Source organism: Desulfuromonas svalbardensis (assembly GCF_055389415.1).
Genome location: NZ_AP042416.1, coordinates 185428 through 198210 on the forward strand (window position 1 = coordinate 185428; position 12783 = coordinate 198210).

The 12783-nt window shown below is 46.3% G+C and carries 12 protein-coding genes; 8 read left to right on the forward strand and 4 right to left on the reverse strand.

The window, feature by feature from the left end; all coding sequences use genetic code 11:
* Positions 1-2 precede the first annotated feature (2 nt).
* The 3 genes from lon (at position 3) to ACZ5KY_RS00915 (ending at position 4083) form a co-directional block, all read left to right on the forward strand.
* Positions 3-2396 carry an endopeptidase La gene (lon, locus tag ACZ5KY_RS00905; RefSeq protein ID WP_464242031.1) on the forward strand — a complete coding sequence of 798 codons (2394 nt, stop codon included), beginning with the start codon at positions 3-5 and terminating at the stop codon, positions 2394-2396.
* Positions 2397-2453: 57 nt separating this feature from the next.
* Positions 2454-2684 carry a hypothetical protein gene (locus ACZ5KY_RS00910; protein ID WP_464242032.1) on the forward strand — a complete coding sequence of 77 codons (231 nt, stop codon included), beginning with the start codon at positions 2454-2456 and terminating at the stop codon, positions 2682-2684.
* Positions 2685-3087: 403 nt separating this feature from the next.
* Complete coding sequence (locus tag ACZ5KY_RS00915) at positions 3088-4083, forward strand: biotin synthase BioB (protein WP_464242033.1); 996 nt, start codon at positions 3088-3090, stop codon at positions 4081-4083.
* Between the two features lie 264 nt (positions 4084-4347).
* Here ACZ5KY_RS00915 and ACZ5KY_RS00920 read toward each other — a convergent pair whose 3' ends face one another.
* Entirely contained in the window at positions 4348-4692 is a 345-nt protein-coding gene (locus ACZ5KY_RS00920; RefSeq protein WP_464242034.1) for a DUF3024 domain-containing protein, read from the reverse strand.
* A 352-nt stretch (positions 4693-5044) separates the two neighbouring features.
* On the opposite strand from ACZ5KY_RS00920, the gene trpS reads away from it, so the two are divergent.
* Together trpS and ACZ5KY_RS00930 are read left to right on the forward strand one after the other, a co-directional pair.
* Positions 5045-6010, forward strand: a complete 966-nt coding sequence (trpS, locus tag ACZ5KY_RS00925; protein WP_464242035.1) for a tryptophan--tRNA ligase — start codon at positions 5045-5047, stop codon at positions 6008-6010.
* Between the two features lie 85 nt (positions 6011-6095).
* Entirely contained in the window at positions 6096-6584 is a 489-nt protein-coding gene (locus tag ACZ5KY_RS00930) for a methylated-DNA--[protein]-cysteine S-methyltransferase (protein WP_464242036.1), read from the forward strand.
* A 14-nt stretch (positions 6585-6598) separates the two neighbouring features.
* On the opposite strand, the gene ACZ5KY_RS00935 is transcribed toward ACZ5KY_RS00930, so the two are convergent.
* Entirely contained in the window at positions 6599-6775 is a 177-nt protein-coding gene (locus ACZ5KY_RS00935) for a DUF4177 domain-containing protein (RefSeq protein ID WP_464242037.1), read from the reverse strand.
* A 35-nt stretch (positions 6776-6810) separates the two neighbouring features.
* Between ACZ5KY_RS00935 and ACZ5KY_RS00940 the strand changes: the two genes are divergently transcribed.
* Positions 6811-7080: a hypothetical protein gene (locus ACZ5KY_RS00940; RefSeq protein WP_464242038.1), complete on the forward strand. Its 270-nt coding sequence runs from the start codon at positions 6811-6813 to the stop codon at positions 7078-7080.
* A gap of 30 nt (positions 7081-7110) precedes the next feature.
* On the opposite strand, the gene asnS is transcribed toward ACZ5KY_RS00940, so the two are convergent.
* Entirely contained in the window at positions 7111-8496 is a 1386-nt protein-coding gene (asnS, locus tag ACZ5KY_RS00945) for an asparagine--tRNA ligase (protein ID WP_464242039.1), read from the reverse strand.
* Positions 8497-8689: 193 nt separating this feature from the next.
* Here asnS and ACZ5KY_RS00950 point away from each other — a divergent pair, with 193 nt between their 5' ends.
* Positions 8690-10603, forward strand: coding sequence for a putative nucleotidyltransferase substrate binding domain-containing protein (locus ACZ5KY_RS00950; RefSeq protein ID WP_464242040.1), 1914 nt, complete (start codon positions 8690-8692; stop codon positions 10601-10603).
* A 34-nt stretch (positions 10604-10637) separates the two neighbouring features.
* Complete coding sequence (locus ACZ5KY_RS00955) at positions 10638-11327, forward strand: gamma-glutamylcyclotransferase family protein (protein ID WP_464242041.1); 690 nt, start codon at positions 10638-10640, stop codon at positions 11325-11327.
* Here ACZ5KY_RS00955 and ACZ5KY_RS00960 read toward each other — a convergent pair.
* The gene (locus ACZ5KY_RS00960; protein WP_464242042.1) at positions 11322-12782 is read right to left on the reverse strand and encodes a hypothetical protein; all 1461 of its coding nucleotides are present in this window, start codon (positions 12780-12782) and stop codon (positions 11322-11324) included. The genes ACZ5KY_RS00955 and ACZ5KY_RS00960 overlap by 6 nt on opposite strands.
* Position 12783 lies beyond the last annotated feature (1 nt).

Here is a 12783-nt window from a genome sequence, read left to right on the forward strand (position 1 = left end):
TTATGGACCGTCATGTAGATGAAGAAGAGATTGAGATTGAGATCGACGAGGAGAGCTTAGTCCTTGCGCGTGAACAATTACCCCACCAACTACCGATCATTCCCTTGCGACCACGCCCCGCTTTTCCCGCAATCTTAATTCCACTCAACATCAGTGGCGTTGAAAAAGTGACTATCATGCGCAAGGTTGCCGAGAGTGAAACCAAAACCATTGGATTAGTGTTGGTGCAAAATATTGAAGGTAAAGATGAACCAGAAAACCTGCACCATATTGGTGTTGCTGGCAAGATCGTTAAGGTTCTCAATGCTGAAGAGGATAGTATTCAGGTTTTAGTCAACTGTCTTGAGCGGTTTTCCATTGAGACCCTTCACGAAACCAAACACGGTCTTTATGCGGAGGTGGAATACCACTTTGAAAAAAGTCTCGCCAAACATCAAGAACTAAAAGCCTACTCAATGGCGATCATCTCAACCCTTAAAGAGTTGGTACAGATCAACCCTTTATACTCAGAAGAGATTAAAATGTTTCTCGGTCGCTCTAGTATGGACGACCCGGGCCGATTGGCTGACTTTGCCGCCAACCTCACCTCAGCTGATGGCCAAGAACTGCAACGGGTACTCGCTACTCTCAATGTGCGCCAGCGAATTGAGCAGGTGTTAGTTTTGCTCAAAAAAGAACTTGAGGTATCGCGCCTGCAAAGTAAAATTTCTAAGCAGATCGAAAAAAACATCTCTGAGCAACAACGGCAGTTTTTTCTCAAAGAACAATTAAAAACAATCAAAAAAGAGCTGGGACTCGAAAAAGAGGGTAAAACCAGTGAGATTGAAAAATTTCAACAACGGCTAAAAGGGCTGATCTTCAATGTGGAAGCACAGAAAGCCGTGGATGAAGAGATTGAAAAACTTCAGCTCATCGAGCCCTCTTCTCCTGAGTACAATGTCAGCCGTAACTACCTCGACTGGTTAACAATATTGCCATGGGGTAAAAATACCAAAGATTCCTACGATATTGCCAAAGCACAACGTGCTCTTGATCGTGACCATTTTGGTCTCGACGATGTGAAAGAGCGTATTTTAGAGTTTATTGCTGTCGGCAAAATGAAAGGTGATATTTCAGGTTCTATTCTGTGCTTAGTTGGTCCACCGGGTACAGGTAAAACCTCAATAGGCAAAAGCGTTGCCGCTGCTCTCAAGCGTAATTTTTTCCGCTTTTCCCTCGGTGGTATGCGCGATGAAGCCGAGATTAAAGGCCACCGCCGCACCTATATTGGAGCAATGCCGGGTAAATTTGTTCAAGCAATTAAACAGGCAGGAAGTTCAAATCCCGTTCTCATGCTTGATGAGATCGACAAAATTGGTGCATCATTTCAAGGCGACCCCGCATCAGCACTGCTTGAGGTCCTTGATCCTGAACAAAACAATAGCTTCCGCGATCATTACCTCGATGTGCCGTTTGATCTATCCAATGTGCTGTTTATCGCCACAGCCAATCAACTGGATACCATCCCGGCACCACTGCTTGACCGAATGGAAATCATCCGCCTGTCTGGCTATATTATGGCCGAAAAAGTTGAGATCGCGCGACGCTACCTTATCCCTAAAGCGCTGAAAAATCACGGCTTAACAAAACAACAAGTTACGATTCGTAAAGATGCACTAGAAACCATCGTCGATAGTTACGCCCGTGAAGCTGGGGTGCGTGGACTAGAAAACCGCATAAAAAAAATTATGCGTAAAGCAGCCATGGAGTTTGCCTGTGGCCGAACAGAAAAGATCACAATTTTAAAGAAAAACATCCGTGAATACCTCGGTAAGGCGATCTTCTCGCAGGATGAATTATTTAAAAATACCCCTGGGATTGTTACAGGATTGGCGTGGACAAGCATGGGAGGCGTGACCCTGCAAATTGAAGCGACGGCGATGCCAAGTCAGAGTAAGGGGTTTAAGCAGACAGGGCAACTCGGCAAAGTGATGATCGAAAGTTCTGAGATTGCCTACTCCTACGTCATGGGGCACCTCAAAGAATATGGACTCCCTGAAGATTTTTTAAACAAACACTTTATTCACCTCCATGTGCCAGCGGGAGCAACCCCTAAAGATGGCCCATCGGCCGGTGTGACCATGACCACCGTACTGCTATCGATGATTAGCGGCAAAGCAGTACGCAATAAGTTGGGTATGACAGGCGAGCTCACTTTAACGGGGCAAGTGTTACCAATCGGCGGCTTAAAAGAGAAAACCATCGCTGCCCGTCGTAGTGGTCTGAAAACACTGATCTTTCCTGAAAGCAATCGCAAAGATTTTGACGAGCTTCCAGACCATCTCAAAGAGGGTTTGGAGGTTCACTTTGCAAAAACCTACCATGATGTCTATACTGTCGCCTTTCAAGCTGAATAGACTCAAAGAATATCCAACTCGATGCGCTGATGGCGCACAAACAGGAGAAACAACGCAATGTCACTAGAACAACTTCAAGAAACAGTCATGGCTTTATCAACTGAAGAAAAACAACAATTCATCCTTAACACCCTTCCTGGGATGGCTAAGGAAGCGATGCAGGACCCATCATTTATGATGCAACTTTTGCCTGTTTTTCTCGGTATCGTTAAAGAGAGTGGTCTCGACATTCAGCAATTGCTGCAATTTGCTGCATTACACGGTGGCGGTTTAGGTGGACAGGATTAAAAAGAATAGCATCTTAAAAGATGAAAATAAAACAGCACCAAAGCAGATAACGGTGGATAAATTTCCAATCCAAATCAACGACAGGAATTAACCAGTACCTTTGTGATTCCAGAGTCAATCCACAAAAAGATGTTCACCGCGACAAATAAACCTAACATCGCAACTGGGCTTGCAGCAAGAGCAAGCTCAGTCTCCCTCCCCCTCGTTATTAGCCATCAGATAACCTGATCGATTATGTTGAAATGACAGTTTTTTTCTATTGGAGCTAGCGGCAAAAAATCATTACACTGCTGTTTTTCGGTACAGCGACGTACGCACCGGTGTAACCAACCAATTAAAAGGTTGAAAAACGTTGAAGTCCTCGCTCACACCGGCCTGTTATTCCATGGAAGGTTTGATTAAAATGTCTGTAACAGCACTGATTGAAAAAGGGATCAATGGTTGTCCTTTAACACCTAAAGAGATTGAATATCTCCTCAGTTTTCCACCCAACAGTGAAGAGAGTTTTCAGCTGATGGCTGCCGCAAGCGCCCTTTCGCGCCAACTGCAAAACAATGAAGCCGAGGTGCATGGTCAACTGGCTCTCAACCTCGCCCCCTGTCCCGAGGAGTGTCAGTTCTGCTCTTTTGCCAAGAGCAACAAAATATTTACCACGGCGACTGAAGTTCCAATTGCCGAGGCGGTCGCCATGGCCAGTCAATTTGAAAAAGTTGGCTGTCAAGCCATCTTAGTCATGACCACGGCAAATTTCCCATTCAAAAAAATCGCCCCTTATCTTGCGGCAATTCGTGAAGTATTACAGAAGGAGACCCCGCTCATCGCCAATGTCGGTGATCAGTGTGCCGATCATGCTGAAGAGCTTGTACGGCTCGGTGTCAACGGTGTCTACCATGCAGTGCGCCTACGTGAAGGGATCGACACCAACATCCCACCACAACAACGCCGCGACAGTATTGCAAAATTTAAAGCGGCAGGACTACAACTCGGCGTTTGCGTCGAACCATTGGGGCCTGAACACAGTGATCAAGAGGTTGCCGAGATGATCCACTATACCGCTAACTTAAATCCCGTATTTAGCGGCGCTGCGCGACGAATCCCCATCCCCGGAACGCGGATGGGGGCATTGGGAACAATTCCAGAGATTCGTCAGGCTCAGGTGGTCGCCGTCACCCGCCTTGCCATGCCACACACAACCATTGCCAACTGCACCCACGAACCCGGCATTTTACCCGGTATGGGTGGAGCGAGCTTCTTCTGGGCCGAAATGGGAGCGAACCCCCGTGACACGGTTGCCCGCACCGAAGAGGGGCGTGCTCACAATGTAAGCGAGCTCGAAACCATGTTCTGGGAACTGGACTGGAAAATTCAACGTGGACCTTCACGCATCTGGAAGGTTTAATTCACGATCAAGACGAACAGACAGACGAAAAGTGTGTAACGGTACAGGATAAAATCGTGGAACTGGGGCCAAACAAATACGGATGTCACGGTGGTGACAAACCAGCGACATTGGTAGAGTTACAGCCATCACAGCCTGTTGTGGCAGGCGAGCCCTGAACACTTCTTTCTTCCTTGTAGTAAATAAACAAAGCCGATTCGAATGCCTCGTCGAATCGGCTTTGTTGCGTTTTATAATAACCCAATGCGATGCACCAGTAATTACCTACCCCCAAAAAATTCCTGTAACATCGTCACTGACAACACCGATTAACTGTTCAATATTTCGATCATGAGGATACGGCTGGTAAACGATCCAATCATCGTTTCGATCCGCTGAGAACAGATGCCATACATTGTGTTCATTATCCTTTAAAAAACGTGCAACCGTCGTGGAATACCAGATATCCACTTGATTGTAAGGTACACGCGATTCGTACAAAATAACCTCGTTGTCCTTAATACGGTACTCTAGCTTCAATTTTCCCTTCATGATTAGAGGGATGCGCACATCGCAATAATTTCCAAATAACCGTTGAACACGTTTTATCTCAAATTCAGACAGTTGCATAATTCACCTCGTTGTTAAGTACGGAGTACTTCAAGCATACCAAAGAGGATACACTCTGACAATTTTTGGACTGCAAAACACCACAGTCATATCGCCATTGACCCACCAGGTTGAACCTGTTACCCTGCCGTATATGAAAAATAACACAAAGACATTACAGCGATGGTGGTGGCGCTCAGCGAATTTAAACTGATCGCGTTTCCACGTTTATCGATAAACAACTGGGATCGCGCTAACATTGCGCGGTACTTACCGATTAAGCCGCGATCCTTCGCGGCTTTTTTTGTATCGATTTTTCGCTGGGATCAACACTTAATACACCTATCAACTCATTCACAATAAGGACCACATCATGCGTATTCTCTCTGGCATTCAACCTTCAGGTTCACTCCACCTCGGCAACTACTTTGGCATGATGAAAAAAATGATCGACTATCAGGAGCACGACGATCTCTTTTGCTTTATCGCCAACTACCACGCCATGACCAGTGTTCAGGATGGCAAAGCGCTGGCACAAGGAACACTAGAGGCTGCAGCCAATTTTCTTGCCTTGGGGATGGATCCTGAGAAGAGCACTTTTTGGGTTCAATCTGACGTGCCAGAAGTTCAAGAATTGGCGTGGTTTTTATCCAACTTTACCCCCATGGGTTTACTCGAGCGTTGCCACAGTTACAAAGATAAAATCAATAAAGGGATCGCAGCAAACCACGGTCTGTTCGCCTACCCCGTGTTGATGAGCGCAGATATTTTAATGTTTAACAGCGAAAAAGTACCCGTCGGCAAAGACCAAAAGCAACACGTTGAAGTCACTCGTGATATCGCCACAAAAGTGAATAATATATATGGTGATATATTCACCATTCCTGAGCCTGACATTGATGATGAGGTGGCAACCGTTCCCGGCCTCGATGGTCAGAAGATGAGCAAGAGCTATGGCAACACCATTGATCTCTTTCAGGATGAGAAGAAATTACGTAAGCAGATCATGCGTATTGTCACCGATGCTACAGGTGTTGAAGAACCTAAGGATCCTGACACCTGCAACGTATTTCAAATCTATCGCTTGTTCCTCGACAAAGAGCAGCAACAAACGCTACGTCAACGCTACGTAGCTGGTGGCATGGGCTACGGCGAGGTTAAACAGGAACTCTTTGAAACGGTCCGAGATTATTTTGTCCCCTTCACTGAGCGTCGTAATGCGATTCTCGCCGACAAAGAACAACTGCACAAGACCCTCGATCAGGGTGCCCAAAAAGCCCGTTATGCAGCATCAAAAGTATTGCGTAAAATTCGTAAAAAATCGGGAATGACCTACTAAATACATCTGGCAGTAAAGACTAAAATGCCCCACCATGAATTTGTTTTGGTGGGGCAATATTCATTCTGTCTCACGAGGTTGAGTCATGATCTATACCACGACATTCGACACCCCTTTATGCTCGATTATTCTCGCCGGAAATAAAGAAGGTCTCTGCCATCTCCACCTTGATACAGGAGAAGGTAAACGGCAGTTTATCATTGATGAAGAGTGGATTGAAGATCGTACGTTTTTTGCCGACACCATCCAGCAAATCAACGAGTACGTAGCTGGAAAACGACAACAGTTTAAGGTGAAACTAAATCCGCACGGAACATATTTTCAAAAACGAGTGTGGCACGAACTAACCACGATTGATTATGGTGAACTGGCAAGCTATAAGGAAATTGCTCGCGCGGTTGGAAACTCTAACGGTGCCCGAGCCGTAGGGATGGCAAACAGCAAAAACCCCATCCCACTGTTCATCCCATGTCACCGCGTCGTAGGTACGAACGGGAAACTAACGGGATTTGCTCATGGGTTGGCGATTAAAGAGAAGTTGATTGCTCTTGAACACGCCGACAACAAAAACTAAGATCCAGAGAAGATTTAATCGGCTATATCACGGGTAAATAACACAAAGGCCATCCCGGGGCGTTTACTGCCCTCGTACATTGCAAATTGAATCCGCTCAAACAGCCACCCTTGTGAAACCCATTCGTTTATGGTGCGCTCTAGCGTTTCATCGGTTACAATGGTGTTTTCTACAACCTTATACTCAACCATAATTCTTCCCTTTTATCCATTAACGAGGTACGTCCATGGCCATTGCTGGAAGTCCAAAAAAATTAGCTCAAGATATTGCTGATGGCTACATGACGTTGGCACCACCAATGCTGCGCCGATATACAGGGGCTGACATGAAGATCATGATCAATAACATTGCTATGATTACCCGCGCTTTGCGCCAGGAAACCATTGCTCAAGATGATGCGTTAGCTATAAAGAAGCGCAACAACAAAATGTCGCGTCTCAATCAAGCAACCGTTGTCATCCGCAGTTATTGTAAAAAACGACGCATCCCCTGCTAGGAGACTATCCCAGTATCCACACTATAGCAGTTAAAAACTTGCATGACCTGGTGTGCGTGGAAATGGGATCACATCACGAATATTTTCCATACCACTTAAATACATCAGCAACCGTTCAAAACCAAGGCCGAACCCTGCATGAGGGCAACTCCCCCATCGACGAATATCGAGATACCATTGCAACGATTTTGGTGACATCCCCATCTCAACCATCCGTGCCTGTAACACATCGAGGCGCTCTTCACGTTGACTACCGCCAATGATTTCGCCCACCCGTGGCACAAGCAAATCCATTGCCGCAACGGTTTTACCATCATCATTGCCACGCATATAAAAGGCCTTGATCTCTTTAGGATAATCGACCACAAAAAGGGGCCCATTAACCACTTTTTCGCACAAATAGCGTTCATGTTCCGATTGTAGATCGGCCCCCCATTCGACAGGATATTCAAACGATTGCCCACTGCGGAGCAATTGATCTACCGCCTCGGTGTAGGTCATGGTTTCAAATTCAGATTGAACAAGGGCCGTTAATTTATCGATCAACCCTTTTTCGATGCGGTCATTAAAGAACTGAAGATCCTCAGCACAATGCTCAAGCGCATAGCGGACGAGGTAACGTAAAAACTCTTCGGCCAATTTACAATCGGCAGCTAGATCGGCAAAGGCGATCTCAGGTTCGATCATCCAAAATTCAGAGGCATGACGACTGGTATTCGAATTTTCAGCACGGAACGTTGGCCCAAAGGTGTAGATATCACTAAAGGCGCTGGCAAAAAGTTCTCCTTGCAATTGGCCACTCACCGTCAACCCCGTTTTGACAGAGAAAAAATCATCATCCCAATCAATCCCGACACTATTCCCCTGTTTAACAGTGGGGGGATAAAGTGGATCAAGAGTAGTTACGCGAAACAATTCACCGGCCCCCTCACAATCGCTAGCCGTAATAATCGGCGTATGTACATAGAGAAAATCACGTTCTTGGAAGAACTGATGGACCGCAAACGACAGAGCGCTGCGTAAGCGAAACACCGCACCAAAAGCGTTAGAGCGCGGACGTAAATGGGCAATAGAGCGCAAATATTCAAAGCTGTGACGTTTTTTCTGTAAGGGATAGTCACTATCCGCCGCGCCAATCTGCTCAATGGCGGTCACCTGAAGCTCCCAGTGCTGCCCTTTGGCAGGAGAATCGACCAAGTTGCCACAAACCCGCACACAAGCTCCCGTTCCCATTTTAGCCATTAGGCTGTAATTTTCTAGCTCATCGCTTAACACCAACTGTAACGAACTCAGGCACGAACCGTCATTCAACTCGATAAAACTCACCGTCTTGCCAGCGCGTAGAGTCCTCACCCACCCACGGACCTCAACAGCGTCAATGGCTACCGTGGTAAGCAACAGTTTTTTTATTTTCATACCGTATCTCCACTCTATTGTTTGACATTTTAAAACCATGTCTCAATATTTAAAAAAAAGATAACACCCTTTTCTAATTGACTTATTTATCACAAAAACTAATTTATGCGTAAATTTGTTTTGTCAAACTCAATGAGAATGATAAACTGTTTTCTTATTTGATCATCCTTCAAACTGTTGCACGGAGGTCCTAATGGCCGATATCAAGAAACTTCATGATTCTGAACCATTTTGTCATCTTCCTGATGATGTTTTTGAAACGCTCCTTGCCGCATCTATCACTAAAAAATTTCCACCACATTATCATATTTTCAATCAAAGCGATCCCTTTACTGGCCACCTGTATGTGATCAAGAAGGGACTTGTCGAGATCACCCTACTCACTCCGGGCGGTGAGGAGATTGTGGTTGATTATCGCCACGAGGGCGACACCTTTGGCTGTACCCCTATTTTCACTAGTGAATCGTACACAGGCGGATCGCGCACCGTTAAAGAGACCGAGTGTTATCTCATTCCGCAACAGGTTTTGCTCGACACCGCACAGCAGGTTCCCGAATTTAAAACATATTTTGATCAAATGATTTTAGATCGCGTTCGCCATCTCTATGCTGATATCGTCTCAGAACACAGTCAAAAAGCCCTCTCCGGTGTTGAATCGTACCCGTTTAAAAAGCGCCTTTCAGAGATCATGAACACTCCTGTTGCCACCTGCCACCCACAGCAACCTGCGCGCAAGATTGCCCAACAGATGGCGGCACGGCAAATCCGATCGGTGGTCGTTCTCGATGACAAAAACCAGATGATTGGCATTGTTACCTGTCGCGACATTATTGGCAAACTCGTTGCTGTTGAAGGAACCAACGCCGAAGAGGTTACCGCCGAGCAACTGATGATTAGCGACCCACACACCATGAAGCCCGACACCTTTATGTATGAAGCGATGGCCTACATGGTCGGCCACCGCCTCAAACACTTACCCATTGTTGACGACAATGAACTCGTCGGCATGGTTTCCATGAGCGATCTAATGCGCTATCGCAGTCAAAAAGCGATGCTGATGATCGGTAGCATTGAAGAGACAGGGACCATTGAAGGGCTTGCTGCCATCCACGCCACACTGGTTCGCGTTGCCAACACCCTTCTTTCCGAAACCCGTAGTGCTCCAGAGGTGATGGAGATCCTCTCCTACATCCACCATGCCTTGATTAAACGTACCTACGCTCTGTGCTGGCAGCAAATGGTTGAACTCGGCCATACTCCGCCAGAGATCCGCCATTGCTTCCTCATCATGGGTAGCGGGGGCCGTCGGGAGATGCTCCTTGCCCCTGATCAGGATAATGGTTTTATTTATGAAGATTTCCCTGATTCTATGCAGGATGAGGTCGATGCTTTTTTCATCCCCCTTGCTGATAAAGTTGTCCACGCCTTAGATCACGTTGGTTATCCTCTGTGTGAAGGGGATGTGATGGCAAGCAATCCTGTATGGCGTGGTCGCTTGAGCGACTGGGAAGATCGCATTAAAGATTGGGCTACCAACCCAGAACCACACAAAGTACGCTACTCATCCATTTTTTTCGATTTTACTCCCATTGTCGGTGATCCGTCTCTTGCCCACTCGCTACAGAGTATTGTCTTCCAGTCAATACGGGAGCATCCGGGATTTCTATATCAGGTGATGCAACTGAACCTATCGCACAAAGTACCGACAGGAATATGGGGCCGCTTTACCACCGAGAAAAGTGGTGACAATAAAGGGAGGCTTTCACTCAAAAAAGGTGGGCTTATCTACATTGTCGACTGTTTACGCATGTTCGCCCTAGAACATGAGATTCGCTCCCTCACCACCCTTGAACGACTCAAGCACTTAACCAATGACAACGTTTTTTCCAGCGAAACAGCCGAGCACATTCGCATCGCCTTCGAAGCACTTTCATTCCTACGGCTACGTAACGAAATCAGATTGTTGCAAAACGACCAACCAGCGAGCAGCTTTATCGACCCCAACGCACTAACCAAAACCGAACAAGATCTGCTACGCAGTGCATTCCATGCGGTAAGCCAGCTACAGAGCGCAACCCGAAGTCACTTCGGTAAAGGGCTATCCTAGTGGGCAATCGTTGCGCAAATACACAGGCACACCGATGTTAAAAACGTTTTCAACGCGATGGCAGCAGCGCAATGAATTGCGTCGCCGTGATCTTGAACAATGTGATACATTTTTCTTTTATGGTAGCTTGATGGAACGGTTTCATAACTTTGATCGCTACATCAAAAAAAAAGTCACATCTATTGAGATAGGCTACTGTCGTGGTTATCTGTTCAACTTACCTCTCGGATTTCCTGGCCTCATTATCCCAGAAGATCCCTGCTCAACATTGGTCGCGGGGGAGATCATGCAATTTCGCCACCCCCTTAAAATGATGAAATTACTCGATCGATTGGAATGTTATCACCCTGAGAATGAACAAAGAAGTGTCTACCTCAGACGAAAAATGACATTGATCAAAGAAAACCCAGAGAATCCAACTCAGAGAACGATGGTCAACGCATGGGTCTACACCTACCCTGAACAACATTTAAGCAATGAGCACCACAAAGAGGTTCGAATTGAGTGTGGTCAGTGGAAAGCATTCAACCGCCACACTAACCCTGAGCAGGAACTCAAGACCATGTTTGACCGACTGAGCTATTGCGATGACACCCAACAAGTAATTATTGATCCATTGCTTTTAAACGACCCGCTATTTGATACCGCCAAGAAACTTCATTCATGCCATGCACTGTGCCAAAACCGCCAATCATGCGGACTCAGGGTACAGCCCACCTCATGACGAATCACTTGATCTAACCGCGTTGACAATGCGATCATTTTCACGTCGCAACCAGCGCTCCACATTTTCTAAATGTGACTCAACCACGCCAGCATCGAGACTGTTATCTGCCTCGACACCGCGCTTCACTTTTTCTAGAAACGAGGTCATATCCGTCGACGAAACAGGTTGCGGATTGTGCGCCCAATGGAGCAGCTCACCCAAAGGTTCCAAACAGTATTGATCAAAACGACAGCTGCGGTTGTAGCCAATTAAAACAAGAATAAGACTCAGCCATGATTCATCCGTAGTGTCTGCATTGAGGCGTAAAAATGCAAATTCTGTGACATGATGACTGATGTGATCAAATAGCGAGGTGTGTTGCCGTTGCTGCACCATCTTAATTAATTCATTACGAGCAAATCGACGCTCAGTTAACGAACCTTTTTCATCACGCACCAAATCGCCACCGAGAAGCAGCAGGCACAGGTAATCACTAAAAACAGGAACCTCTTTACGGCCAAGACCAACACATTCGACATTCAAATGCAAACTGTGTGGAGCAATCTGAGAACTAAACGCTATAACACACTTGATATAACGCGCCAAAAAGCCAGGGTCGCGCGTAAGAGGCAACGAAAAGCGACGCGGATAATCGATACGCACTAAATTATACTCAAAAAATCCACCAATCCACGGCACTGGAAGATAACGGCGCAAGCGTACATGGTGATCAAGATATCCACCTAAGCGCCAACTGATATCTTCAAGAAAAAAATGATGAAAATAGATAAAATTGCAATAGGGTTGATCACTTTGATGGCGTAGAAATGAATGCTCGAATGATGCTTTATGGCCGAGATTACTAAACTCAAGTTCGGCCCCAAGAGGTACCTGACCACCGACACGACATTGACAGCTACGCGTAACGGCCAGCGATAATGAGTCATCATCACACAGCTTCTGGGCTACGATAAAAGCGCGCAAGCAATAAAGATATAAACGACGGCAATCCTCTTTCTCGACCGCTTCAATCTGTTCGGCAATCGTGGCATCAACGACTGATCTATTGGATAAGAACCATTCGAGGGCAGCAAGAACATACGGGGCATCGGGATAACAACCCTGTTCAGCAACCAAATGATCCCCATGGCGTTTCCGAATCAATTGAACGACGAAACCAAGGAGATAGTGACGGAAAATCAGTTCAAGGTAGGCGGGACGCTGCGCTTTTTTTCGCCAAATATGTTTGCGAATGCAAAAACGTTTATCTTGCCGTTTAGCGGCGAGTTGTAAGTTGCTCTTAAATGCGCGTTGTGGCGCATGGAAGTGGTGCCGTTTAAAGAATTGAAAACGACGACGATAGGTTACCCCGACAAATTCGCGCAGTACCATGCCCCGCTCCACTGCCGACAATTGAGCGTACAGGGAGCGATACACGGTATCTTGAGCGTATGTGGGGAAATAATAGGCCATC

Bases quoted from the DNA above. Each gene is read 5' to 3' on its own strand.
- lon (WP_464242031.1), top strand. From the start codon at position 3: ATGGACCGTCATGTAGATGAAGAAGAGATTGAGATTGAGATCGACGAG.
- ACZ5KY_RS00910 (WP_464242032.1), top strand. From the start codon at position 2,454: ATGTCACTAGAACAACTTCAAGAAACAGTCATGGCTTTATCAACTGAA.
- ACZ5KY_RS00915 (WP_464242033.1), top strand. From the start codon at position 3,088: ATGTCTGTAACAGCACTGATTGAAAAAGGGATCAATGGTTGTCCTTTA.
- ACZ5KY_RS00920 (WP_464242034.1), bottom strand. From the start codon at position 4,692: ATGCAACTGTCTGAATTTGAGATAAAACGTGTTCAACGGTTATTTGGA.
- trpS (WP_464242035.1), top strand. From the start codon at position 5,045: ATGCGTATTCTCTCTGGCATTCAACCTTCAGGTTCACTCCACCTCGGC.
- ACZ5KY_RS00930 (WP_464242036.1), top strand. From the start codon at position 6,096: ATGATCTATACCACGACATTCGACACCCCTTTATGCTCGATTATTCTC.
- ACZ5KY_RS00935 (WP_464242037.1), bottom strand. From the start codon at position 6,775: ATGGTTGAGTATAAGGTTGTAGAAAACACCATTGTAACCGATGAAACG.
- ACZ5KY_RS00940 (WP_464242038.1), top strand. From the start codon at position 6,811: ATGGCCATTGCTGGAAGTCCAAAAAAATTAGCTCAAGATATTGCTGAT.
- asnS (WP_464242039.1), bottom strand. From the start codon at position 8,496: ATGAAAATAAAAAAACTGTTGCTTACCACGGTAGCCATTGACGCTGTT.
- ACZ5KY_RS00950 (WP_464242040.1), top strand. From the start codon at position 8,690: ATGGCCGATATCAAGAAACTTCATGATTCTGAACCATTTTGTCATCTT.
- ACZ5KY_RS00955 (WP_464242041.1), top strand. From the start codon at position 10,638: ATGTTAAAAACGTTTTCAACGCGATGGCAGCAGCGCAATGAATTGCGT.
- ACZ5KY_RS00960 (WP_464242042.1), bottom strand. From the start codon at position 12,782: ATGGCCTATTATTTCCCCACATACGCTCAAGATACCGTGTATCGCTCC.